This window comes from Streptomyces sp. NA02950, assembly GCF_013364155.1.
Lineage (GTDB): Bacteria > Actinomycetota > Actinomycetes > Streptomycetales > Streptomycetaceae > Streptomyces.
The window spans coordinates 356,774-382,096 of the sequence record NZ_CP054916.1; the positions used below are offsets into that span (position 1 = coordinate 356,774).

A 25,323-nucleotide genomic window follows, 5' to 3' on the forward strand; every position below is an offset into this window, starting at 1 on the left:
CGGCTCCGGTCGGGGGTGGTGCTGCTCGCAGGGACGGGAACGTGCCGGTCAGCCGGGGTTCGGGAGGACGCGGAGCCGGTCCAGGGCATCGCTGATCACGTCGGCCCAGGGCCAGTGCCTGGCCAGGCGGAGGTAGCGGCGGCGGCCGGTGGTGATGAGCTGCGCGGCGGCGGAGAACAGCCGAAGCCGAAGGCGGCGGGGCTCCCACAGGCGGGCCTTGCCGGTGAGAGCGAGCAGGGGCATCCAGGCCAGCAGGTCCAGGGCGATCTGGACGATCTCCAGCCAGATCTGGTTCTGTGCGGCGCCGTGGTGGGGAAGGTTGCGCAGGCCGGTGGCGCGGGCGGCGCGGATGCGGTCCTCAGCACGGGCACGCTGGCGGTGGCGCAGTTCAAGGGCGGCGATCGCCTCGCCCGCTGTGTTGGTGGCAAAGCAGGTCAACCGCATGCCGTCGGCGTCGGTGAAGCGCAACTGGGCACCGGGGTGCGGCCGTTCCTTCCGCACGATCAGCCGCAGCCCGTTGGGCCAGCCGGTCAGGCAGTCGCCGCCGAGTTCGGCAACCCAGGCGCCGTCGCGGATGTCGCCGTCGGGTTCGACGGCCGGTGTCCAGGCCGAGGCCGGGACCTTCAGGACGGCCTGGTGGATGGCGTCGGTGATGGTCATGCCGACCGAGTACGACAGCCACCTTCCGCGCCGGGCGAGCCAGGCGACGAACTCGTGGGTGCCTCCGCCGGAGTCGGTACGGATCAGCGTCTGCCGGCCGCGCCGGAGCCGTTTCGGCAACTGGGCCAGGGCCAGTCTGGTGGCCTCGATGTGGTCGGCGGCGGTGTTGGAGCCCGCGTTGCCGGGCCGCAGCAGGCCCACGACCGGCTCGCCGGACCCGCTGCGGCCGTGGTCGACGAATCCCATCAGCGGGTGGTGGCCGAACGTCTTCTTCCAGGTCGCGGCTGCGTCCTGCTTCTCGGAGTGGGCCAGGACGAGGACGCCGTCGATGTCCACGATCACCTGCCCGCCCGTGTCCGGCGCTGCTTCACCGGCCAACCGCCATACGCGTTCGCGTACTTCAGCACGGGCGGTGCGCAGTGCTGCCAGGACCCGCTGTCCGCCCGACGCCAGCGTGTTGATCAGCCGGGAGACCGTGGGGTCGGAGGCTACCGGCCCGAACACGGCCGGCTCAGCCCGCAGCAAGCCCACGTCGGCCAGGCAGTCCCCGCCGAGTGCCACCGCGAGCGCGACATCCAGCAGGATCTTGCCCGGATCGTGCACCGCCCGGGCCTTCCGCCACGGCTCAAGCGCCGCCGATATCGCCGTGTCGAGACCGGACTTGCGGATCGTCTCGACCAGCAGCACGGCCCCGGCCTGCGAGACGACCCCACGACCGCCGCCCTCGACGCGGACACGCGGGTAGGACCCGATACGCTTCTTCACCTGGAAAGTGCCTCCGGCGGTGGCGGGAACAAGGACCTCAGCAATCCTCATTCTCGCTGGTCAGAGGCACTTTCTGCTTTCTTGATCACCAGTCGGACAGCCCGCCTCGTGAAAGCGCGAGGCTAGTGGTCCATCCCTTGAAAGCGTCCAGGACACCCCGGGCGGCCCCACCAGCGACGTGACGCACCTGGCCCGGGCCGTGCGCGGCTCGATCCTCTCGCAGGTCGCCCTGGCCGACCACCGGGTGCGGCCGCAGATCACCGATCTGGACATCGCGCATGTCACGGAGATGCTGCAGACGGGCAAACGGCTGAGTGTGCACCGCACCCTGTGGGGGGAGTACACGCACACCTTCCTCCCAGACCCCTTCGGGGCGCCTGCCGCCGATGGGGTGCTGGCCGAAGGGAAACCGCAGATCTCGCTGGTGGAGACCTACCGGCTGTCCACCTTCCTTGGCCAGTACGGTGCCGGCCGGACTCTGAAGACCTTCACCCTGCTGCCGGGTGAGAAGACCACCATCAGTATCAAGACGTTCCGCAAGACCGAGACCGACAGCAAGTCGGCTTCCAGCGTGCTCGATTCGTTCACCAAGGAAAGTGCCGACGACTTCGAAAGCACCGTCCAGCACGAGAACTCTGACAAACAGGCACAGCAGAAAAGCCTTGAGTGGCACGTCGAGGCAGAAGCCTCCGGCTCCTGGGGATTCGCCAGTGCGAAGGTCAGCGGCGGCGTCAAAGGCTCCTCCGCGTCCCAGCGCGAGCAGTTCGCCAAGAACATGAGCAACGCGGTCAACAAGCACGCGTCCAAGGCATCAGCGAAGCGGGACGTGCAGATCAACACCTCCCAAGAGGTGAAGACGCAAAGCGGCGAGGAAACCTCGATCACCCGTCAGCTTGAGAACATCAACGTCGGACGGACCCTGAACTTCGTCTTCCGCCAGATGAACCAGGAACACATCACTATCCTGCACCTGGTCGACGTGCGCGTCGCCTTCTGGAACGGCTACGGCGAATCGGTAGACGAGGTTCCGCTGTCCGGGCTCAACGACCTGCTGGACACCTACGTCAAGCCCGAGAAGAAGAGCGACCTGCGAAAGATGGTCCTTGACCAGCTGTCCACGATCTTCGACTACGAGGACAAGCTGGTCGAACCGTCCATGGTGGAAACACGTCAGATCGGCCCGACCGGCTCAACCGACACCTACCTGCGATGGCGGAAGAAGAAGTCGACCTACCGCGACGAGACCGGAAACGAGATCACCGTTCCCGGCATCATCCTGAACGTGGACAAGACGGTCATGCGGACCGAGGGCGTCGTCGTGGACGCACTCCTGGGCCAAGGGAACGCCCTCGACGAATACTCGCAAGGGCTGCAACTCAGCGCCGTTCGCGAACGCGCACTCGACAACGACCGCGAGGCTTTGGGACAGAAACTCGTCACCGACAACGAGAACGCCAAAGCCAAGATTTACAAGGACATCTTCACCCCTTCCGTCGCCCTGCCCGGCAAGATCTCGGTCTCCGCCTCGGACACCGGAGTGACCGTCGCCAGCACCGCCAGCGCCGATGGCGCCCACGCCGTCGGCGGGTAGCGGCCCATGAACACCCCCACGCCCGACGTGGCATTGGCACCCGCCGGAGCAGCTCTCCGGCCCGCCTCCCTCGCCCCGCGGAACCAAGTCCTGTCACCCGGACCGCCCACCGGTTTTGCGCCAGTCCGGCTGAGAAATATGGACCGCGCCCAGAAGCTGGCCGCGGGCTCGGACGACTGCGAGGCCCTGGCGCTCCTGTTCTCGGATCCAGGGATCATCGACGACGGCACCGTACCGGGCCGGCTCAGGGAGATCCTGGCCATCACAGAACACTTCGCCATTCCCGGTCTCCAGACACGGATCCGCTTTCACGACCGGGGATTCAAGGGTCAGCCCACCCCGGGAGGGCCAGGCTTCCGCGACCCGTGGCCCAAGAGCGACAATCAGGTCGGCCACTTCCTCTCGGCGGCCGGCATGAATTTTCAGCCCGACGTGGTCCGCCGTGAGGTCGGAGGAGTAGGCCCCACCGTGCGATCGCTACTCCGGGCTCCAGACAACATGAGCGACCGGGAGGTGGTGCAGCGGCTGGTTATTGGCCATGAGAAGGCGCCAGACCCCGCGGTGGACGCACCCTCGATGGCCGCCAGCGCGCTGGGGGGACTCTCGGGTGGTAGCTCCCTCGGAGCTATCGTGGGGGCCGCGGCCGGGGCGGCCATGAGCGTGGTGAGCGGGTTCCGCGTCCAGTTCGAGGCGGTCACACCATCCGATATGAGTGCCTGGGCGGCCGCTCTGTCGGCACTGGGGAACAATTCGGTGATCAACCTCGCAGCCGCCGAGCCGCACCTACGCAAGATTCCCATCAACTACAGTTTCTCGGGCAACAGCATTCAAGACCTCCGGCTCAGCCTGTGCGGCTGGTATCTCGGACAAGCCATCGCCAATCGCTTCGCCTCGCGGGAGGACGTGGCCAAGTGGGTCCGGATCAATCTCCACGCTTAGAGATCCCGACGGAAGATCACCTGCTCCACCAGCCTCGATCGTTCATGAGTCCCCGGCAGCTTGCTGACGGGGACTCTGCGTCGTGGGGTGCGGTCTTTTCGGAGCTGGGGCAGGCTGAGGACCCGGCTGTCGGGCCGGGTGGGCTCCGGGTTCCACGGCTCCGGGGGTGATGCGGGCGAACACGGCCGGCTCTGCCCGCAGCATCGCGACATCAGCCAGGCAGTCCCCGCCCATGGCCACGGCGAGCGCAACATCCAGCAGGATCTTCCCCGGGATCGTGCACCGCCCGGGGCTTGCGCCAGGACGCGAGTGCCTGGGACATCGCCGCATCCAGCCCGGTCCTGCGGGCTGTTTCCACCAGCAGACGGCACCGGCCTGCGAGACCACCCCGCGACCATCGCCCTCGACGCGGACATGCGGGTACGACCCGATACTCTTCTTCACCTGAGGAGCGCAGCTTTCCTGACGACGAACAGGATCTTAGACAAGTCCCATCGTTCCAGGTCAGAGACACTCCTCGCTTTTTTGATCACACCCCGGACACTCACACTCGCGAAAGCGCGAGGCTAATCTGCCGAGGGCTGGTGTGACAGGCCCGCGGAGTAGGCGAGGATCGCCGCCTGAACCCGGTTGGTCAGGCGGAGCAGCCGCAGGATCCGGCTGACCTGCGTCTTGACCTGGGACTCGGTCAGGCCCCGGCATGCGCCTATCTCGGCATTGGACAAGCCCTGGGCGATCAGGGCGAGGATCGTGCGCTGCTCCTCCGGGAGGGCACGCAAGCGGTCATGGGCGCTGGGGACGGGCCAGGCGGCGTGCGGGGTGAACCGCTGGATCAGCGCGCGGGTCATCGACGGGGAGATGATCGCGTGGCCGCCCGCGACGGCTTTGACGGCGCTCAGCAGGTCGTGCGGCGAGGCGTCCTTGACCAGGAAGCCGTCGGCCCCGGCTGTGAGAGTTGCGAAGAGGTAGTCGTCCAGGGCATAGGACGTGAGCATGATCACGCGCGGCGGCTGCGGAAGCAGCACCATTTCACGGACTGCGGCGAGCCCGTCCATGGCGGGCATGCGGATGTCCACGATGGCGAGGTCCGGCTGGTGCGTGCGAGCAGTGTCGATGGCCTGCAAGCCGTCGGTGGCCTCCGCGACTACCGTGATCTCGTCATCCGATTCGAGCACGAGACGGATGCCCTGACGCACCAGCGCCTCGTCGTCCACCAGCAGAACCCGGATCATCGGGCTCCCCAGGAGGACACGGACCGAGGAACTCCGCCGCGGCCCACGGCTCGTCGGCCGCACCGGCGTCGGCGGCGGCCTCGGCCGGTATGCGGGCGACCAGACTGAACCCGCCCTGCGGCGTCGCAAACGTCCACACGGCTCCCCCCACCATGGAGACCCGCTCGCGCATCCCGGTGAGGCCATGGCCACCCCCCGGTGTCGGTCCGGCCACCGGCTTGGGCGGCGGGCCGTTGCGGATGCTCACTTCCACGCTCTGGGCGGAGGCCACGACCGTCACGCGGACCTCGGCTCCAGGCGCGTGCCGCACCGCGTTCGCGATCCCCTCTTGGATCACGCGGTAGGCGGCCCGCTGGGCCGCCGCGTCGGCTTTCTCGGGCTCTCCGCTGACCTGACACGTTGCTAGTACGCCCGCGTGCCGTACTTCGTTCACCAAAGCCTGAACGTCTTTCCGCCACGCTCCGGTTCCGAGGGCCCCCGAACCGGCCGATGCCTCGCCCTCTCCCCCGCCCTGCCCGTCCACGTCCTCGTACCGCAGCACGTCCAGCAGATCCCGCAGTTCACCCATGGCACGTCGGCCCAGATCGCCGAGAAGACGGGCTCTGGTGTGCGCCGTGGACTCCTGGGCCTCGCTGATTTCCAGAGCTCCTGCTTGGATGACGATGAGCCCCACATAGTGGGCGACCACGTCATGGATGTCCCGGGCGATCCGTGCGCGCTCCTCCAGCCGGGCGTTCCGCGTGGCCAGTTCCTGCTCCCGCTGGAGTTGCCCCGCCCTGCGCCGCAGGCTCCGAATGAGCGCCCGGTGCGCGCGAACCGTCGTGGCCACCAGCGTCGGAGCGATGAGCATCGGGAGCAGGTAACCCACCGCGGCGTCCTCGACGAACAGCGGCACGGGAGGTCGTTCGCCGGTGATCAGCAGGAAGTCCAGGACGGGCACGGTCACGCTTGCCATGCCGACCGTCACCGCCCAGCGGGTCCGCCCACGCACGACCAGGGTGTAGATCGCTAGGGGAAAGGTGATTCCGCAGCCTCCCAACCACAGGTCGGCGAGGGATGCCGCGGCCAGGACCATCGGCAGTCGTCGGCGGGTCAGGATCGCGAGAGCGGAGAGGATTTCCGCGGCGTTGACCGCCACGAGGAGGGCGCTGGAGGATGCCCCGTCACCGGGCTCCGGGTACGTCATACGCCAGATCGGAAGGAACACCAGCCACTGCAGGAGGCTGTACGCCATCGCGGCCACCGTGAGCGCGGCATCGATCGCAATGTCCCGACTGATCAGCAGCTGCCCCTCCTTCGCTCTCGCCGGTGCTTGGACCGCCGCGCGGACGGTCGCTCGGGGAGCCTCACGAGCAGCGGTCTGACCCATGCCGCGGGCGCCCGGATCTCCCTTGTGCCGGCTGCCATCGCCGTCCTCCCTGCCAACTTCCTGTCACGCCGGAGGCCGAGGGCCGGGCCCATACCGGTTTGCGGACCCGCTGGCCTTATGTGGCGGCCGCGTGCGCCGACCGGCTCGCACCGGGACCCTCCGGTGCCTGGCAGGCGCGGGGGCCGGGGTACCGTCGCTCCGAATCGACGGTACCCCGGCCGGTCATGGTGCCGTGGGGACCCAACAGACTTCCTGTGTCGGCTACTTCACGTTGACGGCGTTCCATGCTGCGGCGACGGTCCGGGCCTCGGTACTGTCCTTGCCGAACAGGTCGGCGGCAGCCTGCACCGAGCCCTTCCGGGCATCCTGGAAACCGGTGTTCGAGGTGAAGTACGTCGTCACGGCCCGGAACCAGATCTTCTCGGCCGCGTCGTTGCCGACTCCCTTCACCTGGGAGTTGTCGCACGTCGGACTGTCGCCGAACTTGGACTTACCGCTGCCGTTGGCCAGCAGGAAGAAGAAGTGGTTCGACACCCCGCCGCCGGAGTGCGGACCCAGCTGGCCGACGCCGGGTGAGAAACAGTCAGGAGAATTTCCGTCCTTGGAGGGGCGGTCCATGAACCGCTGCAACTGCTTCTGCCGGCCGTCGGCTTCGAGGCTCTCGCCTAGTGTGAAGTCCGGCGGGTCCTTCGGGTTGTTGGTGAAGAACTCGGTCATCGTGCCGAAGATGTCACTGGTGGACTCGTTGAGCGCCGACGGCTCACCCTGTTCGGACAGGGCGTTGTTCGACAAGGTCACCAGATGGCCCATCTCATGGGCAACGACGTCGAGTTCAGCGAGCGGCTTGACGTTCCGGCCGTCCCCGTCCCCGAAGACCGCGACAAAGTTCTGCGGGTCGGCGAAGGCGTTGACGACACCGTCGCCGTAGTGAGAGTAGAGGGTCGGGCCTCGCCCGTCACCGCCAAAGCCGTCGCGACCGAACTGCTTCTGGAAGAAGTCCCATGCCTGGGACGCTCCGAAGTGCACGTCGGCTGCGGCGGTGGAGCGATCGGCGTCGTCTCCGGTGCCGAAGGTGTTGTCCTGGTTGACGACGGCAGCGGCTCCGGGCACGCCGAGCGGATTGCCGTTGTCGCCTCCGCCCTGGCCGTTATCGCCTCCGTCCGGGGGTGGGGCGGTGCTACCACCGCCGTCCGGAGGTGAGGCGCTGCCGGCACCGCCCTGGTCATCGCCCGCGCTCTGGGGTGGGTACTGTCCGCCCTGGTCCTCGTCGGCGTCCTCAGGCGGAGTATCTCCGCCCAAGTCATCACCCTCGCCCAGGGACCGCGTGCCTGCGCCCGAGTACGGGATTCCGGCAAGGCGCCTGCCTGGCTCGCCCGCTCCGTAGCAGACCGGTACTCCGCTCAGGCAATACGCCGCGGAAGCCGCACGCAGGGCTGGCAAGGGCCCTATGCCGAAGGCGGCCCCTTGATTCCCGTTCCGGCCGTCACCGGAACCGTCGCCACCACCAGAGGGATCCTGCGGACCACTTGCGTCATCGGGGCCGCCGGTGCCACCACCGGGGCCACCGCCCGCACTCTGGCATTCCGGGTCCTCCGGCGCGCACTGGTTCTTGGCGTCCAGGGTGGTCATCCCGCCCCGCGTGCCGTCCTTGAGTTCGAACCCGCCCTGCCGGCTGGGTGTGGTCTCCAGCTCCACCTGCCCGCTGAACAGCGTCTTGCCTGTCCCCTTCTCCTGCAGATAGCGGTCCCGGGTGCCCAGGATGAACCCGTTCTCCGCTTCGACGTAGGTATGCACCTCGGCGGGGGTGCCGTCGGCGCGGACTCCGCGGATCACGTTCTCGTAGGCAAGCTGAGATCGCTTCTTCCCCGCCCACACGACGAGCCGGGATCCCGCCCGGGCGTCCCGCGCGGCCCGGGCCGAGTTCTTGCCCGGGCCGGCCGCCAAGCCCTTCTTGCCCTTTCCGTCCGTCGCTCGTTCCCGCACGGGGGTGTGCTTGAACGCGCTCTTCCACGCGTCCTCGGCGGAGAGCGTGGGGTGGGTGTCGAGGTCCGGCGCCGACGAGATCGTCTGGCTGGTGCTCTTGAGCCGACCGTCCTTGGTCATATGCAGAACAAGGTCGCCGCCGATGACCGGCAAGCCCTGGTAGTACCGGTCCATCCGGATGTGCCGGTCGCCGTTCGCGTCCTGCTGAATGGCCCTCGTCCGGAACGTCTGGCCGCGCGCGTCATGCGTCTGGGCAGGATCGCTCTTGAGAGCCTCGTAGGCCAGTAAGCGAATGTCCGACCCCCGCGGATCATCCGGGTTGGCCGACGCGTTGATCGCTATGGCGGTGACGAGGGAGCCCACAAGTCCCATGGTCGCTAAGAGAGACGTGCGCCGGCTGTAGAGGGGAGATCGTCGTCGCCGTGTCTTGTGAAGTCCTCCTGTTGACAGGTGGATTGGTCGCGTAGACGACCTCTCGGCACACGGTGTGCCGAGACACCCGGCAAGGCGGGACTGGAGCGCATACCCCTCTCCGCACCTGTTTCGCGGCTCGCAGGGCGCTCGGACGGGGGCAAGAGCGCCCTTGTTCCGCGCCGGGAAAGTATTGCGGCGCAAGCCGCGGCAGGCGCATCGATAGCGGCGTTTGAATTCCGCGCCGATGCCCGCCTGTGCCGGGTGAGAGGAATTCAAGGACCGACGAACGTCCCGCGGATCGGCCTGAAGGAGGACCCTTCCCTCGACCAACGTCGGTGCTTTCCGGGCTGTCGGCGCCAGTCGTCGAGGTCGTGGTGGACGGCGGTGACGTCGTGGTGGTCACGGCCCCGCCCGGGAGGACGCGGTTGCCGTGTCCGGTGTGCGGGACGCCTACGGCGAAGGTGCACGGGTACCAGGGCCGGACGGTGAGGGACGTGCCGGTGACGGCCCGGCCGTCAGGTCGTCGACCACGTGTTGCGACGACTTCTGGAAAGCGCCGTCCCGATGACGGGGGAGGTCGATCGTCGGCCCGCCAGTGCCTGATGGCACGTCATCATCAGTCCCGAAAGGGCGCCTGCATTCCCGCCGCTGCGGTTAGGGGGTGCCCTTGGTGAACAGGGTTCGTTCGAGCGCGGATCGGATGGAGCCGGAGGCGCTGTCACTGGCCGGGGTAAGCGCCAGTACCGCCGTCATCAGAAGCAGCACCCGAACGCCTCCGCCGGTGGCGCTGTCCACTCCGGGCAGCAACGGAATGACCCCGGCGAACGCCACGAGAACGAGGCTGGAGCCGGTGCGGCGCACGAGCCGGGCGGCCCGGGAGGCCGACGGCTCAGCAGTGCTGTGTTGCATGAGGGCCTCCAGATCGCCCGTAGCGAGGGCGAGGACACCCATGCGCAGCGAGGTGGTGATTGCGTCGTACTCCTGGGCGGTGCGCACCTGAGTGATCGCGCGGTCGTGGCGTCGGATCAGTTCTGCCAGAGCCGCGTGGAACTGTCTTGCCTGGCGTCTTGCCGCGACCTCAGTGATCGAGGTTCTACGTCGAACGATCGCGGTCTCGTTGGCGACTTGGGTTGCAACGGCAAGTCGGTCCCTGACGACCTTGATGTTTCGCGGATCCCACCACCGGGCCCGCCCTTGGAAACACGCCGCTGTGGCCGCCGTGAGTGCGACCAGCACGGCGTCGAGGGGACGAGGTCGATGAGGCTGCTGGTATCTGCGGTTGAGCAGTCCTTCAACCGTGCCGATCCAGCGGTTCACTTGTAAGCCCAGGATCACACCGAACAGCCCTGCCGCAGCCGTGATCAACTGCTGGCCTGGCGGGATGGACAAGGCTGTCTCAACGGTCAGCCAGGAAGCCACAACAGCGACAGAAGCAGTGGCAAGCACCATTCCCGGTACAAACCAATAAGCAACCTGCGGATGCGTGACGCGCCAGATCGTGCCTCGAAGGCCGAGTGCCCCGAAGACGGAGACGATCTCGCGCATGTCATTCCGGGTAACGAGGAGAGTGCTGAGACAGACGGCGGACCAGGTCGCTGTGGGAAAGAGCCACCAGGGCGCGCCGGTGGTACCGTCGGTGCCCGTCGCGAACAGTGTGGCCACCACACCGGCAGTGACAGAGGCTGCCGCCATTCCGACTGCTGTGACAACGGTGGCGACGTAGTTGGTCACAAACCGCAGGTTCAGCGGGTAGCGGTTACGGATCCAAGCGTGGAGCACAGCCGTCTGGACCATGCGCCGCTCGCTGTCACCGAGATCGGGAAAGGCCAGCACATACCGGCGGGTCTGTGAAGCGATGTCCCGCAACCACTGTGCCTCCTGGCGGAGAAGTTCGTCATGGCTCAAGACCCGCATGCGGCTGAGTCTTCCCAAGGTGAGGCCGCCACAAGCTCGTTGATCGGTCTTACGACGAACGATGCGCGCAGCTGTTCGCGTTCGGCGACGTCGAACGTCGACTGGTGGTACTGCACGCGGACAACCCATGTGGATGGCGGGCCGGGGACGCGGCTCTCGACGGCATGAGCCGCCCGCCAGACCGCCTCAACGCGTTGACGGATGCCGTGCGCGACGGGTTGGACCTGGCGATGGTCGCCGATACGCGGAGGGGACGCTGGACGTGGTTGACGCCCTGGTGGCTGCCCGCACCTGGATGGACGGGCCTCGAGCCGAAACGTGGTCCCCCGGTCACGGGACAGCTGCAGATGGCGGCGGGGCGAGGCTCATGCCCGGGCATCGCGCATGGCCGCGCCCCGCTCCGGACGCACTGGCCGTACGCGGTAACCGGTGTTCGAGGGTGATGTGACTGGGTGGGGCTGTGGTTTACGCGGGCCAGGAGGTGGCGGAGCCGTCGGCGGACCAGATACCGGCGACGCGGGGGGTGCTGGTGGACAGGCCGGTGATGCCTGCGGTGTAGGCGCGGGTGACGAACGCCTGGATGCGGAAGCCGAACACGACGCTCGCGCCGATCTCGGGGGCGGCGTGTCCCGTCGGGTGCAGCTGGCCGTAGTAGTCGATGGCCTGCGCCGGCGGCAGGGTGGCGGACAGCAGTGCGGCCGAGGACGGGTCGTGGCCGACGATGGCCCGCATGGGGTAGGGCGGGAAGACGGGGTCGACGTACATGCCGCCGCCGAAGCAGTAGGCGCGACCGCCGTAGAGGTGGCTGACCTCGCTGAGGTAGCACACTGCTGGCAGTTCGGGCAGGTCACGCACGGCGTGCCAGGGGGTGGTGCCGGTCAGGGCGTGGCCTGGTTCGACCTGGGTGACCCCGACGGAGGCGAGGGCAGAGAGGGTCTCGGTGGAGGTGGTGCCGGGGCCGTTGATCTGGATGTCGGTGCGGCCGTGGTCGCCCAGCCGGCTCGCGGCCCGCTCCAGGGTGGTGAGGTTGCGGGTTCGGCGCACGGTGCGGGTCTCGCGGTCGAACAGCAGGGCGGGAAAGGTGGTGATGCCGGCGAAGTGCGCCGAGTCGAGGGCATCGAGCTGGTCGGCGACGGCGAGGACATCGCCGGCGGGGAAGCCGCCTTCGTGCCCGGAGTAGAACTCATCACCTTCGGCGTACACGCGCGCGAGCAGCGCCTGGTCGTGGCCGCAGGCGGCTGCGGCCTTGGCTGCCTGGCGTGCCTTGTCGTGGTTGAAGACGGTCCAGTTGGCCGGGTGCATCGACGCTGCGGCGCTGGCTTCGGCCTGGGGGACTTGCACGAGGTGCCCGATGTGGCCGAGTTGCATGCCGGCTCGGAAGGTGGCGCGGGCGCATTCCATGTCGACCGCGACGCTGGCTTCGATGCCACCAGCGGTGATCGCCTTGCATGCGTCGGGATTGCGGCCGATCTGCTTCGTCATGGCGAAGGCGGTCAGCCCGAGCCGGGTGGCCTCGCTGGAGATGGACTGGGCGTTTGCGGTGATCGCATCGAGGTCGAGGACATAGGTATTGGCCGGCAGCTGTCCCTGCTGATGGAGGGAGATGGCCGCGTCGATCAGTGCGGGATTGCGGCGGCGGAGGAGGTCGAGGAACACGGTGGGACTCCGGTCGAGATGGCGCAGGTCGCTGGCGGGCGCGGGATCAGTGAGTGAGGGTGACTTTGTTGAGCCCGGTGGGCTGGTCGGGGTCTATGCCGAGGGCTGCGGCGGTGGCCAGGGCGAGTTGCTGACCCCGCACGGTGGCCAGCAGGCACTCGCCCATGTGACCGAGGGCAGGCCATCTGGCGTCGGCCTCGATTCCCGTGCCGCTCAGGCTGACCTGCGCCCCGCGGCGGGTGAGGTCGCCGCGCAGCGCGCGGGTGTCGTCATCGGCCGGGCCGGAGCCGGCGAACAGTACGGCCCGGGACCCCGGCCCGCATGCAGCGATGGGCCCGTGGCGGAAGTCGGCTGTGGAGAAGCCGTGGGCCATGCTGCCGGTGGTCTCCTGTACCTTCAGGGCGGTCTCCAGCGCGGCCGGGTAGCACGCACCACGGCCGACCACGGCGATCCGGTGGTGTTCGGTCGGCCTCGTCGCAACCGGTGCGACAGATTCGTGGTCGGCGAGGATGTCGCTGACATGGCGCGGGAGCTGCGCGGCGTCCGCGGCTGTCAGGCCACCGGGCCCCAGACCGCTGGCGATGGCGAGGACGGCGAGCATTTGGCTGGTCACCGTTTTCGTCGCGGGCACCGCCTTCTCGGGTCCCGCAGCGAGGTCGACGCTGTGGTGCGCCAAGCGCGCCAGCGGCGAGCCCGGGTCGTTGGTGACCGTAATGACCGAAGCGCCGCAGGCCGCGTAGCGTCCGGCGATGTCGACGATCTCCGGCGTCTGCCCCGACTGGGACAGCGCGACCAACAGCCAACCGTTGAAGTGCTCCGGGGACCGCTGGTAGGCGGTGGCGATGCTGGGGGCGACCAGGCAGGTCGGCAGGCCGCTTTGGTGCTCGACGGCGTACCGGCCGAGCAGGGCAGCGTGGTCCGATGATCCCCGGGCCAGGAACGCGACCCCGGCGATGCGGCCCATCCCCTCGGCGATGGAGTTCACCTGCCCGGCGATCGGGGCGAACCTGTCAGCGAGGTTGGCCAGAACCTCAGGCTGCTGGCTCATCTCGGCGTGCATGTGCCGCCCGAGGAGTGCGGTGCTCACTGTGTGCCTCCGGTTTGCAGGTCGGGTCGATGCGCTGCGGGGGTCCGGCCGTCGGCTTCGCGTGGGGCGCGGTCCGTCTCTTCGGCTGTCTCGGTGTCGGCCTCCGTGTCGGATTCGAAGACGTGGCCCATGGCGGAGACCAGAGCGGGCCTCCTGGCGCGCAGGAAGATCAGATATCCGGCGCCAAGGACCATCCAGGCGACGATGAGATACGGGACGAGGTTGTTCGGCCACGCGGGCAGCGGATGGATCTGGCCCCATATCGGCAGCAGCATCAAGATCGCGGTGGCCACCGGGAGGACGCCGAGTCGGATCCACCGGAACTCGCTCGGGTGCTCACGCCGGTAGAAGCGGATAACCGCCAGGCTGATCAGGATGTAGATGATGATCATGCCCAGGCCCAGCACGGTGCCCGCGAAGCTGTACACGCCCAACGGCCCGAACTTTGCTCCCATAAGGAAGGTGAAGGCAAAGGAGAAGAGCATGTAGCCGCCGAGGGCGATGTGGGGGATCTGGCGGCGGCTGGTCCGTCCGAGTGCCTTGGGCAGGATTCCTTCGCGGCCCATGGCGAACAACACCCGCACGAAGGAGTTGGAGCCGGAGACGAAGTTCGCGAACTGGCCGACGATCACGGTGAGCATCAACGCCCAGGTGACGCCCCAGTACCGATGGGCCAACGTCGTCCACGGCGAAGCGTCGGCGGCGAATGCGTTCGCGTGCCCTGGGCCGTAGCCGATCGCCGCGCCATAGGCGGTGAGGGCGTAGAAGGTTCCGATGACGATGACCGCGCTGAACAATGCGACCGGTACGGTGCGCTTGGCCGCCTTGGCCTCCTCACCGAGGGTGGCCACCGATTCGAAGCCGATGAACATCAACACGCCCCACAACATGCCCGTGCCCAGGCCGGAGGTGCCGCCCAGCGAGTGGGTGGGGCTGAACGGGGCCAGGCTGAGACCGTGGTCGCCGCCCTTGCCGAGGATGGTGAGCGTGAGGCCGAGCATCACGCCGACTTCGAGGACGAGGAAGACCATCGCGACCTTGGCCGAGTCCGAGATGCCCAGCGCGTTGATGCCCCACACGATCAATCCGAACAGCAAGGTCATCAGCTGCCATGCGATGTGCACATGGAAGACCGCGGCGAGGAACTGGGAGCTGTAGGTGCCGATCGCGGCGAGCAGCATCGGGGCGACCATGCCGTAGCTGAGCAGCAGCAGCCAGCCGGAGATGAAGCCGCCCGCGGGGCCGAAGCCGTGCGTGTTGAACGTGTACGCGAAGCCCGCGGCAGGGATCTTGCGTGCGAACGCGGCGATGGTGTTCGCGACCAGCAAGCAGGCGATCAGAGCGAGCAGGACCGCCAGCGGCAGCGCGTACCCAGCACCCGCGGCGGCCGGTGGGGTGTTGAACGCAACACTCGTGGCGGGCCCCATGAAGGCCATGCACATCGCGACCGAACCGGCGATGGACAAGGTGTTGCGTCGAAGCGAGTGGCGCGCGTTGGTGTCGGTCATCTGCGGGAGTCCTTACAAGCGAAGCGGCTATCGACGTGCGGGTCCGCAGGGGAAGCCTGCGAGGACGCCGACCCAGCCGGGCGAGCACCCTGTGCCATGGTCTGGCGTGAGGACGGTGGTCGGTGCGACGGCAGTGGATTCTCCAAGGGCCACTGTGCTGAACCCGGCTGATCACTTCCCAGCTGGTCCAAGGCGAGCGCGACCGCACCGTAGAGAGAGGCGTCCTCCATGAAATGTGCGGCAACCACCTGCGGGGGGAACGGCACCCTCCGGTCTAGACATGCCGACAAGGCCGGCAGGATTGCGTCGGCCGAGGCCATCATGCCGCCGCCCACCACGACCCGTTCCGGATCAACGAACACCGCGATATTGGCGATCGCCCTGCCCAACGTATCGAGCATCTCGTCCACGATCTCGCGTGCCGCGGAGTCGGTCCGCTCGAACAGCGCCGCCGCGGTCAGCTCGACGCCGAGCAGTTCGCCGGCCCGATCGCCGAGCGCCTTGCCGCCGACGATCTCCTCCAGCGGCGCCCGCCCGTCGGCGACACCAACGGCCGAGGCGCCGCCGGGATCGACATACGCGATCTCCCCCGCGGCCTGATGAGCACCACCCACAACCTCGCCGCCGACCGTCAACGCTGCGGCAATGCCCGTCCCCAGGCTGGCGTAGACACCAGGATCCACGCCTCGCAACGCTCCGAAGCGGACCTCGGCCAGAGCGCCGGCGCGCACATCGTTGCAGACCGCAGGCACCTGATCGATCTCCAGAGCCTGCTGGAGCCGCCGCGCCAGGGCGATGTTCTCCCAGCCCGGAAGGTTCGGCGTCAACAAGATCCGATCAGGCTGGATCACACCGGGGGCCACGGCGGCGTAAGCGCGGACCGGCGCTGCGTAGGCATCCACCGCACGATGCTCCAGGTGGCGGACGGCCGCAGCAGTCCGCTGCAGTGCCTGGTCCGGGCCCTGCTGGGCCCGGGTGTCCAAGCGCACCCGCTCCAGCAGTCCACGGGCGGACGCCAAGGCGACCTCGATGTTCGTCCCGCCGAAATCGACGCCGATCGCCGTCCGCCCACCGTGCCGATCTCGGCCCACGTATCCTTCGAACATGATGAAGAGTCTTTATTAAAGAACCTTTAGCGTCAACCCCCGTTTGGTGATCAACACACGTGAAGCGCCCTACACTGTCGATTCGACAATTTCCGAGGTGAACGATGGTCCACTCCGAGCAGTCCCCCGGCATCCAGAGCGCCGCCGTGGCTCCATCGCTACTGCGCCAGATGAACCAGCGCCTGCTGCTCGACCGGCTCTTCATCCACGGTGCGGCCGTCCGGCCACAACTCGCCCGCGACACCGGCCTCTCCCTGCCCACCGTGATCGCAGCCCTACGCGATCTGGAACAAGCCGGACTGGTCCGGGCCGCAGGACGACTCGAAGCCGCCCAGGGGCGCCCGGCCGCCGCCTACGAAGCAGACCCCACCGCCGGATCAGTCGTCGGTGTCGACATCGGCCGCGAGAAGCTACGCCTGCTCGTCACCGACCTCGCGGGCCAGCCGCTCAGTCGGCTCGAAGTCCGCAACACCGCCCGTACCGCAGGAGCCCTCGTCAACCAAGTCGAGCAAGCTGTCGCCGACGCCACCACCCAGGCCGGACTCGAAGCATCAGACGTCACCCACACCGTCATCGGCTCACCCGGCGTTTTCGACCCCCAGCGCGGACGCATCATGTACGCGGCCAACCTCCCCGGCTGGCAACGCGCCGGCCTCGCCGAAACCCTCACCGAACGACTCGGCACCGCACTGACCATCGACAACGACGCCAACCTCGCAGCCCTCGGTGAACACACCTACGGCGCCGCACGCGGCAGGCGCCACTTCGCCTACCTCACCATCGGCACCGGAGTCGGCCTCGGCCTCGTCCTCGACGGCCGCCTGTACCGAGGGCACAGCGGTGCCGCCGGAGAGGTCGGATACCTCCCCATCGGTGACCGAATCGCCGAAGATCACCCCAGCCACCCACGACGCGGCATGCTCGAGGAAGCCATCGCCGCCGACGCCTTCGTCCGCCACGGCCTCGCCCAAGACATGACAGGCCCCCTCACCGCGGCATCCATATTCACCTCAGCCAGAGACGGCGACCTCCGCGCTCAGCGAGCCATCGCAGCCGTCGCCCAGAACCTCGGCCAGCTCGTCGCCGGCATCCTCTCCTTCCTGGACCCAGAACTCATCGTCGTCGGCGGTGGAGTCGGACAAAACCTCGACCTCCTCGAGCCGCACATCAAGAAGGCTCTCGCCCTCATCACGCCCATGCGCCCGACGATGACCGCCAGCGCCCTCGGAAACGAAGCTGTCGTACGCGGCGCCATTGCGACCGGCATCACCACCGCCCGAGAAACGGTGTTCTCCGCCCGCACGAAGACCAGCTAATACCGCTCCCCTGCCCGACGAACGCCAGGACCGGCGGGATGCCCTCGGCGAACAGGGAGACCACGACGTGCGCGGTCGACCGCATCGAGGCCCTGCCGGACGAAGGTGTCCGAGACGAGGTCTACCCCGGCGCCGGGTGGGCCCTCGACACCGCCACCGTCGGCACCTCCTGGGCGACCTCGCGTCGATACACGGCGACCACACCGCGGCCGAGGCACACTCGCCAGCCCCCTGCTCTCGCTCTCGCGTGAGGTAGCGCTGGATTCGTGTCACTGAGCAGTCGGCCCCTTGGGAGAGGGAATGGTGGCTCGGTGCACGGACATGCCATACCGCGGCAGATCAAGATCGACCTCGGGTAGGGCGGAGCAGCGGGGTGTTCCACGCCTCGGCCGACGCGGGTCGGCCAGGTCGAGACCTACATCCAGTCCGAGCGGACCTGGGCGGTCCAGCGGACCCAGTCGGCGGACCGCTGCGAGCGGCGGCCGGAGATGCAGCTGATCACCCAACTCGCGCCGGCTGGAGTGCGGTTCACGACAATCGGGGGCTGCTTATGTTGCGGGCCCGGGAAGCCGGGCCGTGCGTCGCCGGATGTCTTGGTCCCCGGCGCCCGCGAAGGCCATGATGTCGGTCAGCCGGAAGATGCGGCCGGCGCCGCCCCAGTTGCCGTCGGTGATCTCGTTGATGATCACCCAGACGCGAGAAGCATCCTCGGGTGCGGGGTCCTCGCCCTTCTTCTCGGCGCGCAGGACTTGTTCGGTCACCTCCGCGACCAGGCCCTCCTTGGCGTTGTCGTCAAGCGTGGCCTGGGGGACTCCGACCACGACCCGGTAACGGGGCCGCTCCGCGGGATGGCCTGCCACGGTGACCAGCGTCGGCTCGTGCACGAAGGTCCAGGCGATTGACTCGGCTGCCTCGTTTCCCGGCCGCGCGCCCTCCCACTTCAACAGGGTACGCGTGAGCGTCTCCATGAGCTGGGCCTTGGCGTCCCGCGAGAGCGTTCCGTTCGGCACTGTGAGGTCGATCATCGGCATGGTCCGGCCTCCTCTCCTCGCATTGGTCAGTTCACTAGAGATACTGACTCTATCCACGTTAGTTCAGTAGAGCAACTAGCATGGGCGCCATGCGCCGAACCCGCTTTGATGACTGGCCCTGCTCCATCGCCCGCACCGTCGATCTGGTCGGCGACTGGTGGACACCCCTCGTCATGCGCGAGGCGTTCTACGGTGCCTGCCGATTCGAGCAGTTCCAGCAGCGCCTCGGGCTGAGCCGCAACGTCCTCACCCAGCGCCTCGATCGCCTCGTCGATGAGGACATGCTCACCCGCGTGCCCTACCAGGAGCGGCCGACGCGCCACGAATACCGCCTGACGGACAAGGGGCGCGACTTCTTCACGGTGCTCGCCGCGATGATCAGCTGGGGAGATCGCTGGCTTGCGGATTCCAGTGGACCTCCTGTCGAACTGCGCGACCGCGACACGGGACTGCCGGTGAGCCCCCAAGTGACCGATGCAAACACGGGCCAACCGATCGACGTGCGCAAGATCATCGCAACTCCGGGCCCAGGACTTCCCAAGGATCTTGCTGAGCGGCTTCAAGAAGCGACCGAGCCGAGCTTCCCGACGAGGAAAACTGCAGGCTCCGAATAAGGACTCCTCACACAAGTGGTGGGCTGGACCTGGTCAGCGGTCGGTGTCGTGTACGAGGCCGCCGGGCAGCGGGACTCGGTCAGCCGCGTCATCGCACGTGAGAAACCCGGCGACGTCAGCGATCATCCCCGGAATACTGGTCGCCCATGGATCAGGTCAAAGTCGTCGTCGCCCATTCCGAGCGCGCGACCCTGCGCGTCGGCGATGTGTTTCTGAAGGTGGACGCCGATCAGGCACGCATCGACGTCGAGGTCGAGGCGATGTCCATGGCGCCGGTCCCGACCCCGGAGGTCCTGTGGCGCAAGCCGCCCGTGCTCGCGATCGCCGCACTCCCGGGGACGACGCTCGGACGCCTCGGCGGGCCGTCGGCCGGGTCGCCGACGGCATGGGCCGCGGCGGGCGCCGCCATCCGGAAGCTGCACGACGCGCCGCCGCCGCCCCGGTCGGGCCAGGCCGGCCGGAGCATCGTCGCGCTGGAGGCGGAACTCGACGACGAGTGCGAGTTGCTCGTGACGAACGGCGTACTGCCCACCGACCTGGTCATCCGCAACCGCCAGGTCGCCGAGGTCGCACTCCGGCCGTGGACTCCGGCGTTCACTCACGGCGACCTGCAGATCGCGCACGTCTTCGTCGACGGCGACGAGGTCACGGGCATCATCGACTGGTCCGAGGCGGGTCAGGGTGATGCCCTGTACGACCTCGCCACCTTCACGCTCGGACACGAGGAGCACCTCGACGACGTCATCGCCGGCTATGGCACCGACGTCGACCTCGACGTGATCCGCGCGTGGTGGTCGTTGCGAAGCCTGCTGGCGGTTCGGTGGCTGGTCGAGCATGGTTTCGACCCGTTCGCGCCGGGCTGTGAGGTCGATGTGCTGAGATCCCGGATGTGAGGCTGTGCGGGCCCGAGTGCTGCGAGTGCGTTCCGACGCATCGAGCAGGCCGTCTGCTGGGGTGCATCACCCGCCCTTACCCCCGACAAAGTGCGGTGCGGAGTCGTCGCCAACAGATGACGGTGCACCTGACGGTGCAGCCGAGGCTGACGAACGCGTGGTGGATGTCGTCGCGGATCTCCCAGCGGTGCGCAGGCGGCGGAACCAGTCCGGCAGCGCGATCGCTCCTTCCACGACCCAGCGGTACACGCCCAGGCCGGAGCCGTGCCCGGTGCCGCGCCGGGCGATGTGCGGGGTGATCCGGAACCGGCGGACCTTGTCCCGGTAGACCTCGTGGTCATAGCCGCGGTCGGCGTACGAGCTCCTCAAGACCGCCCCCACCCCCCACCAGGGCCCCCCGGCTGACCCGCACGCAGATCCAGGCCGCGCTCAAACGCGCTGGCCGCAAGCGAGGCATCGAAGCCGAGGCCGAACGGCTCCGCGAGGTCTTCCGCGCCGAGTGGGCCCACCAGCCGCCGCGCGCCCGGCCAGCAGATGCTGGCCCTGCTGGTCCAACTGGAGGCTGCCTGCGCCGCAGCCGACGACCTCGCCGAGGCTGTCGAGGAGGCTTTCCCTCAGCACCCGGACGCTGACGTGATCCTCAGCTTCAGCTTCCCTGGTCTGGGCGTCCAGCTCGGCGCCCGGGTGCCGGCCGAGATCGGAGACGACCGGCAGCGGTTCGCCCACGCCCGCGGTCTGAAACTCAGATCGTGCGTCGTAGCGCGGTCTCAACGGCATCGATCAGCTGATCGCCTTCGGTCCGTGGGTGCCGTGCGAGTCCGAGCTCGACGTCCGGCAGGGCGGGCAGGGCGCTCGCGTCGTGGCAGGCCATGGCCGGTTCGAGGTTCGTGGGCAGGAGCGCCGCGACGCCGAGTCCGGCCCGTACCGCGGCAAGCACGCCGACCAGGCTGTTGCTTTCGAATGCCACCCGCCACGGCCGATCGGCACGCTCCAGCGTTTCCAGCACCGACGTACGCCAGAAGCACGTGTTCGAGAACAGCACCACCGGCAGCGGGTCGGCAGCCACGTCCACACCGTGGCCGATTGCCCAGACCAGCGGGCGGCGTACCGTCCAGCGCGGCGGTCCGGGAACGGCCGGCACCTCATTGAGCACCAGTTGGACGCGGCCCGCGTCGTAGGCCTCCCGCATCGCGGCGTTGGAGCAGCTGAGCACCTCCAGAGTCGCGCCGGGGTGCACCCGGGCGAGGTCGGCGAGGGCCTGCGGAAGCTGGGACGCGGCGAGGTCTTCGAGCAACCCGACGCCACAGTGGCCGGTCAGCGCGCGCCCGGTTTCGGCGAGTGCCTGCGCGGAGAGCGAGAGAATGCGTTCGGCATACGGCAGGAGCTCTTCGCCCGCCCGGGTCGGCGAGACTCCGGATGCCGATCGGTAAAGCAACGGACAGCCGACGGCGCTCTCGAGCTTGCGCACCTGCTGGCTGAGCGCGGGCTGGGTCTGTCCGAGCGCGGTCGCGGCGCGGCTGATGCTGCCCTCCCGCACGGCGGTGACGAAGGACCGCAGCAACGCGATCTCAAGATCTCTGGCCATAATGATTCATTATGGCAGCTCCAGCAGATGAACCACTTCCTATGACGTGACGGGTGTTCTAGCGTCACGCACGTGACCAGATACCGACAGGTGCTCGCCGTGCCAGGGATGGCATCGCTGCTGGGGATTTCCCTGCTCGCCCGTACCGCGATCACGGCTGTCGTGCTGGCACTGACGATGTATGTCGTACTGGCCCTGGAAATGAGCTATGCGGCAGCTGGTGGTGTCACGGCGGCTCTGACCGCCGGACTGGCGCTGGGCGGGCCGCTGCTTGGCCGCATGGTCGATTGGCGGGGGCCGCGTGCCGTGCTGCTGGTGACTGTCGTCGTGCAGGTCGTGTTCTGGCTGAGCGTGCCGATCCTGCCGTACGGGATGCTGCTGGGCGCCGCCTTTGCGACGGGTCTGCTGATGGTGCCGGTCCAGCCGGTGACCAGGCAGGCGATCGCCGCACTGACACCGGCGGGACAGCGCCGGGCCGCGTTCGCGCTGGAATCGGTGCAGGGCGAACTGTCGTACATGGTGGGCCCGTCCGTAGTGATCCTGTGTGCCGCGGAGATGTCCCCCGGTGTGGTGGCGTGGGGGGTCGGCGCCGCGATCGTCGCCGGCGGAACCGGGATCGCCTTGCTCAACCCGCCGCTGCGTGCCGAGGACGAGGCGGATGCCGGCGCGGCCGGACGGCCCCCGCGCCGGGAGTGGCTGGGCGTCGAGATGATTGCCGTACTGACGATGGCGTTCGGTACCACGACGCTGCTCAGCGGCGTCGACCTCGCCATCGTCGCCACGCTCGAAGAAGTAGGTCAGGTGTCCTGGGCCGCCGTGGTCGTAGCCGTATTCGGCCTGGCCTCCGTCGCCGGCGGGCTGGCCTATGGTGCGCTGCCCCGGCCGCTGCCTACGTGGCTGCTGCTCGGTTTGCTCGGGCTCGTGACGGTTCCCGCCGGGCTCGCCCACGACTGGCCCTGGTTGTGCGTGGCCCTTGTCGGCACCGGGCTTTGCACCGCGCCGGCCCTTTCCGCGGTGGCCGACGCGGTGAGCCGATTGGCGCCAGCCAGCGTGCGGGGTGAGGCTGCAGGTCTGCAATCCTCGGCGCAGAGCGCGGGTTTCGCGCTCGGATCCCCGATCGTCGGGGTGGCGATCGACGCCTCCGTGCCAGCGGGCGGCTTCGCGGCCGCCGGGCTGGCCGGCCTCGCCGCCGCGCTGACTGGATGCCTGCTGTCCCGCAGCCGTCCAACGCCCCGGCCGCCCACTCCAGCTCGGCTCGAGTCGGCGAGAAGAACACAGGCAACTCATGTGCGGTGATCAGCCGCTTGAACCGCGGGACGCTGAGCGCAGCGGGTGACGAGCCCGGTCCTTCGCGGCTTTAAGATCAGCTCTTTGCCCCTTCAGCGCATATCTGGGTCACACCCCCTGGTACGCGTGCGAGCGCTGCCGTCGGCATACCAAAGCCGACAAGTGGACCGAACTGGCCCGTGACCGCGGTTTTCTCCGAAGGCAGCAGCGGCTTCGGCGGGACGGAACACCTGGCGGATCTGCTGTGTCCCGGTCCAGGCACCCGGCCGGTGTGCGGGATCGGATCGGGACAGTCCCGGTTGAGCTCCGTTGATGTGGCAGGCCCGCGCGGCACTGCCGTGTGGGCCGGGCGAATCACCATCAGGACGGCGCGTATCGGCATGCCGTGTGGCCGTTGCGGCAGGGCTTGCGTCGAGGGAGTCGCGGCTGGAGGGCTGTCGGCTACTGCTCGCCCAGAGTGGTGACGTGTTGATTCACCTCGATGTCCGAGCGCTGTACGCCGGAGAATCGTGTGGGCCGGAAGGCCCTGAGGAGGTCCTGTTCCTGATCGGTGACGATCTCGGCCGCGACCATGCGTCCCAGAATGGGCGCCAAGGTGATGCCGCTGTGCGAGACGAGGCAGTAGACGCGGGACCGCGCGGAGGCATAGCCGGCCACGGTGTGGCCGTCTGCGGGCAGTGACCGGAAGCCGATGCGCAGGTCGATCTTCGGTGCCGTGCTCGGGTGAGTCAGCAGTGCGGAGAACCGCCGAGCGAGGGTGTTCGCGATGTCCCCGTCCGCGGACGGAGGGTCCGCGGGATCGACGTCGGCGTTCAGATCGAGAGCCTGGAGGACGGTATGCCCGTCGGCCGCGGGGCGGAGGTTGAGGCCGGGGCTGTGGATCACGCAGCGCAGGTCGAGTTTCGGTGATCTTGCATATCCGAGCAGACCGACGGTCTGCGCTCCGCGACCGGCATCCGTCACCATCGGAATGTCGATCCCTGCCCGTGCGGCGAGTCGTTCTGTCCAGCGGCCTGCCGCCAGGACGACTCGATCGCCCGTACAGACCTCGCCTCCGGCCAGGGTCACGGACACTCCAGCAGGCCTGTCCTCGGTGGCCACGACCTCGCCGATCACGCGCTCGGCGCCGTGCCGCTCGGCGTCCGCCAGCATGTCGGCCACGAAGAGATCCGGCAGAACGTATCCCTCGCTGGGGAAGTGCGCGACGGACGTGATGGCCGCCGGGATCCGGAGGTCGCCCGCGATCCGCGTCGCTTCGTCAGGCGTGACCCAGTGTGCGGGGTAGCCCAGGGACTGAAGGCGTTCCACGTTGCCTGCGAGCCACTGCTCTCTCGCGGCATCCGCCCACTGCAGCGCCCCGCTGAGGAAGTACGACGGCGCGCCGCGCAGCTGCCCGGCGAGCCTGGCGTGCTCCTCCATCCCCGCGAGGTTCAGCCGGTGGTAGTCCGGGTCCAGTTTCCGGCTGGAGTTGGTCCAGGCGAAGGTGGTCGCGGTCGTACCCGTGCCGGCTCCCCACTGATCGAGCAGGAGAACGTCCTCGCCGGCGACGGCAAGCTGCCTGGCGACACTCACGCCCAGCACGCCGGCACCGATGATGATGACCTTCATGGTGTGCGCATCTCCTTATCTGGCAGCGACAGACTGTTCACATGGCCGGGACGGGAAGCTCCAGGAAGAACTCGGCGGTTCCCGGACGGACGAGGGTCGTGACCACCTCGACGGTGCTTCCGTCAGTGGCACGCAATTCCCTGCGCCTCATCAACGCGGGCGTTCCGGTCTCGCAGTTCAGCAAGCCGGCGTCGTGCTCATCGAGGGTCACCGGGTCGAGGTAGAGCCGGATGGCGTCGATCAGTACTCCTCTGCGCTGGAGATACGGGAGGGTGACGAGGTCTTCGAGGTTCTCGTTCAGCAGGTCCGGGGCCACGGCGAAGACAACGACGTGCCGCTCGAGGGACTGTGGCTCCTCGCGTACGTCGAGCTTGCGGCGGACCAATTCCACTACGGCTGTGTCGGCGGAGGCGCCGGGGAGGGTCAGGACGGCGTCGGCGGCTCTGACGATTCGCGCCGAAATGACGTCGTGTCTGCCTGGTGCGCCCTTTGCGGCTGCTGCGGGGGTGACGAAGTTGAGCAGATTGATCTGCCGCGTCACGTCTGCGACGAACGTTCCGTGGCGCCGCCGGCGGATCGCCAGCCCCGCCTCGGCCAGGTCGTTGAGGACGCGTTGGGCCGTGGCACGGCTGACGCGGCGCTGGGTGGCGAGGTCCTTCTCGGTCGGCAGCCGCGCGCCGGGGGGCAGGTCCCCGGACCGGATCTTCGCTTCGAACTCTCGCCTGATCTGTACGTACAGCGGCACGGTCACGATGAGACCGTACA

At 68.3% G+C, this 25,323-nt stretch carries 20 protein-coding genes and 4 pseudogenes; 9 read left to right on the forward strand and 15 right to left on the reverse strand.

Annotated elements, in window-relative coordinates; genetic code table 11:
- Positions 1-48: 48 nt before the first annotated feature.
- Complete coding sequence (locus tag HUT19_RS01245; RefSeq protein WP_176178549.1) at positions 49-1,425, reverse strand: IS1380 family transposase; 1,377 nt, start codon at positions 1,423-1,425, stop codon at positions 49-51.
- A 178-nt stretch (positions 1,426-1,603) separates the two neighbouring features.
- Between HUT19_RS01245 and HUT19_RS01250 the strand changes: the two genes are divergently transcribed.
- Both HUT19_RS01250 and HUT19_RS01255 read left to right on the forward strand, forming a co-directional pair.
- Positions 1,604-3,016 (forward strand): hypothetical protein, encoded by a 1,413-nt coding sequence (locus HUT19_RS01250; protein WP_176178658.1) that lies wholly within the window; start codon positions 1,604-1,606, stop codon positions 3,014-3,016.
- 138 nt (positions 3,017-3,154) lie between these two features.
- Complete coding sequence (locus HUT19_RS01255) at positions 3,155-3,955, forward strand: hypothetical protein (RefSeq protein ID WP_176178659.1); 801 nt, start codon at positions 3,155-3,157, stop codon at positions 3,953-3,955.
- Between the two features lie 183 nt (positions 3,956-4,138).
- Here the strand turns inward: HUT19_RS01255 and HUT19_RS01260 are convergent.
- From HUT19_RS01260 to HUT19_RS01275, 4 genes and pseudogenes are all read right to left on the reverse strand, one after another.
- Positions 4,139-4,399, reverse strand: a pseudogene (locus HUT19_RS01260) (transposase); the annotation flags it as partial.
- A 122-nt stretch (positions 4,400-4,521) separates the two neighbouring features.
- Positions 4,522-5,169, reverse strand: a complete 648-nt coding sequence (locus HUT19_RS01265) for a response regulator transcription factor (RefSeq protein ID WP_254885362.1) — start codon at positions 5,167-5,169, stop codon at positions 4,522-4,524.
- Positions 5,114-6,421, reverse strand: a complete 1,308-nt coding sequence (locus tag HUT19_RS01270; protein ID WP_176178661.1) for a sensor histidine kinase — start codon at positions 6,419-6,421, stop codon at positions 5,114-5,116. Before HUT19_RS01270 ends, HUT19_RS01265 begins: the two co-directional genes overlap by 56 nt.
- A gap of 396 nt (positions 6,422-6,817) precedes the next feature.
- On the reverse strand, positions 6,818-8,911 hold the full coding sequence (locus HUT19_RS01275; protein WP_176178662.1) for a M4 family metallopeptidase: 2,094 nt from the start codon (positions 8,909-8,911) through the stop codon (positions 6,818-6,820).
- 479 nt (positions 8,912-9,390) lie between these two features.
- On the opposite strand from HUT19_RS01275, the gene HUT19_RS42570 reads away from it, so the two are divergent.
- A complete protein-coding gene (locus HUT19_RS42570) occupies positions 9,391-9,627 on the forward strand; it encodes a hypothetical protein (protein ID WP_303332564.1) in 237 nt (78 codons plus the stop codon).
- On the opposite strand, the gene HUT19_RS01285 is transcribed toward HUT19_RS42570, so the two are convergent.
- The 5 genes from HUT19_RS01285 to HUT19_RS01305 all read right to left on the reverse strand — a co-directional run bounded on the left by HUT19_RS01285 (position 9,608) and on the right by HUT19_RS01305 (position 16,224).
- Complete coding sequence (locus HUT19_RS01285) at positions 9,608-10,867, reverse strand: hypothetical protein (RefSeq protein WP_176178664.1); 1,260 nt, start codon at positions 10,865-10,867, stop codon at positions 9,608-9,610. The two genes, HUT19_RS42570 and HUT19_RS01285, sit on opposite strands and share 20 nt — an antisense overlap.
- A gap of 465 nt (positions 10,868-11,332) precedes the next feature.
- Positions 11,333-12,523, reverse strand: a complete 1,191-nt coding sequence (locus HUT19_RS01290) for an alanine racemase (RefSeq protein WP_176178665.1) — start codon at positions 12,521-12,523, stop codon at positions 11,333-11,335.
- A 46-nt stretch (positions 12,524-12,569) separates the two neighbouring features.
- Positions 12,570-13,610 carry an SIS domain-containing protein gene (locus HUT19_RS01295; RefSeq protein WP_176178666.1) on the reverse strand — a complete coding sequence of 347 codons (1,041 nt, stop codon included), beginning with the start codon at positions 13,608-13,610 and terminating at the stop codon, positions 12,570-12,572.
- Positions 13,607-15,118: an APC family permease gene (locus HUT19_RS01300; RefSeq protein WP_254885363.1), complete on the reverse strand. Its 1,512-nt coding sequence runs from the start codon at positions 15,116-15,118 to the stop codon at positions 13,607-13,609. The genes HUT19_RS01295 and HUT19_RS01300 overlap by 4 nt, the downstream gene beginning before the upstream one ends.
- Entirely contained in the window at positions 15,115-16,224 is a 1,110-nt protein-coding gene (locus HUT19_RS01305; protein WP_176178667.1) for an ROK family protein, read from the reverse strand. The genes HUT19_RS01300 and HUT19_RS01305 overlap by 4 nt, the downstream gene beginning before the upstream one ends.
- 104 nt (positions 16,225-16,328) lie before the next feature.
- Between HUT19_RS01305 and HUT19_RS01310 the strand changes: the two genes are divergently transcribed.
- Both HUT19_RS01310 and HUT19_RS01315 read left to right on the forward strand, forming a co-directional pair.
- Positions 16,329-17,540, forward strand: a complete 1,212-nt coding sequence (locus HUT19_RS01310) for an ROK family transcriptional regulator (RefSeq protein ID WP_254885364.1) — start codon at positions 16,329-16,331, stop codon at positions 17,538-17,540.
- A gap of 38 nt (positions 17,541-17,578) precedes the next feature.
- Positions 17,579-17,698, forward strand: a pseudogene (locus tag HUT19_RS01315) (serine hydrolase); the annotation flags it as partial.
- Between the two features lie 390 nt (positions 17,699-18,088).
- Here the strand turns inward: HUT19_RS01315 and HUT19_RS01320 are convergent.
- Positions 18,089-18,571, reverse strand: a complete 483-nt coding sequence (locus HUT19_RS01320; RefSeq protein WP_176178668.1) for a hypothetical protein — start codon at positions 18,569-18,571, stop codon at positions 18,089-18,091.
- An 89-nt stretch (positions 18,572-18,660) separates the two neighbouring features.
- Here HUT19_RS01320 and HUT19_RS01325 point away from each other — a divergent pair, with 89 nt between their 5' ends.
- Both HUT19_RS01325 and HUT19_RS01330 read left to right on the forward strand, forming a co-directional pair.
- Complete coding sequence (locus tag HUT19_RS01325) at positions 18,661-19,185, forward strand: helix-turn-helix domain-containing protein (RefSeq protein WP_176178669.1); 525 nt, start codon at positions 18,661-18,663, stop codon at positions 19,183-19,185.
- A 146-nt stretch (positions 19,186-19,331) separates the two neighbouring features.
- Positions 19,332-20,078 carry a phosphotransferase family protein gene (locus tag HUT19_RS01330; RefSeq protein WP_176178670.1) on the forward strand — a complete coding sequence of 249 codons (747 nt, stop codon included), beginning with the start codon at positions 19,332-19,334 and terminating at the stop codon, positions 20,076-20,078.
- A gap of 76 nt (positions 20,079-20,154) precedes the next feature.
- On the opposite strand, the pseudogene HUT19_RS42575 reads toward HUT19_RS01330, so the two are convergent.
- Positions 20,155-20,444: pseudogene (locus HUT19_RS42575) on the reverse strand (IS5/IS1182 family transposase); the annotation flags it as partial.
- Positions 20,445-20,455: 11 nt separating this feature from the next.
- Between HUT19_RS42575 and HUT19_RS42580 the strand changes: the two are divergent.
- A pseudogene (locus HUT19_RS42580) lies at positions 20,456-20,819 on the forward strand (IS110 family transposase); the annotation flags it as partial.
- 1 nt (position 20,820) lies between these two features.
- Here HUT19_RS42580 and HUT19_RS01335 read toward each other — a convergent pair.
- Entirely contained in the window at positions 20,821-21,663 is an 843-nt protein-coding gene (locus tag HUT19_RS01335) for a LysR family transcriptional regulator (RefSeq protein ID WP_176178671.1), read from the reverse strand.
- A 72-nt stretch (positions 21,664-21,735) separates the two neighbouring features.
- Between HUT19_RS01335 and HUT19_RS01340 the strand changes: the two genes are divergently transcribed.
- Positions 21,736-22,959, forward strand: coding sequence for an MFS transporter (locus tag HUT19_RS01340; RefSeq protein ID WP_217712225.1), 1,224 nt, complete (start codon positions 21,736-21,738; stop codon positions 22,957-22,959).
- Positions 22,960-23,391: 432 nt separating this feature from the next.
- Here HUT19_RS01340 and HUT19_RS01345 read toward each other — a convergent pair whose 3' ends face one another.
- Together HUT19_RS01345 and HUT19_RS01350 are read right to left on the reverse strand one after the other, a co-directional pair.
- Positions 23,392-24,558: an FAD-binding oxidoreductase gene (locus tag HUT19_RS01345; protein ID WP_176178672.1), complete on the reverse strand. Its 1,167-nt coding sequence runs from the start codon at positions 24,556-24,558 to the stop codon at positions 23,392-23,394.
- A 37-nt stretch (positions 24,559-24,595) separates the two neighbouring features.
- A complete protein-coding gene (locus HUT19_RS01350) occupies positions 24,596-25,309 on the reverse strand; it encodes a GntR family transcriptional regulator (protein ID WP_254885365.1) in 714 nt (237 codons plus the stop codon).
- Between the last annotated feature and the right edge of the window lie 14 nt (positions 25,310-25,323).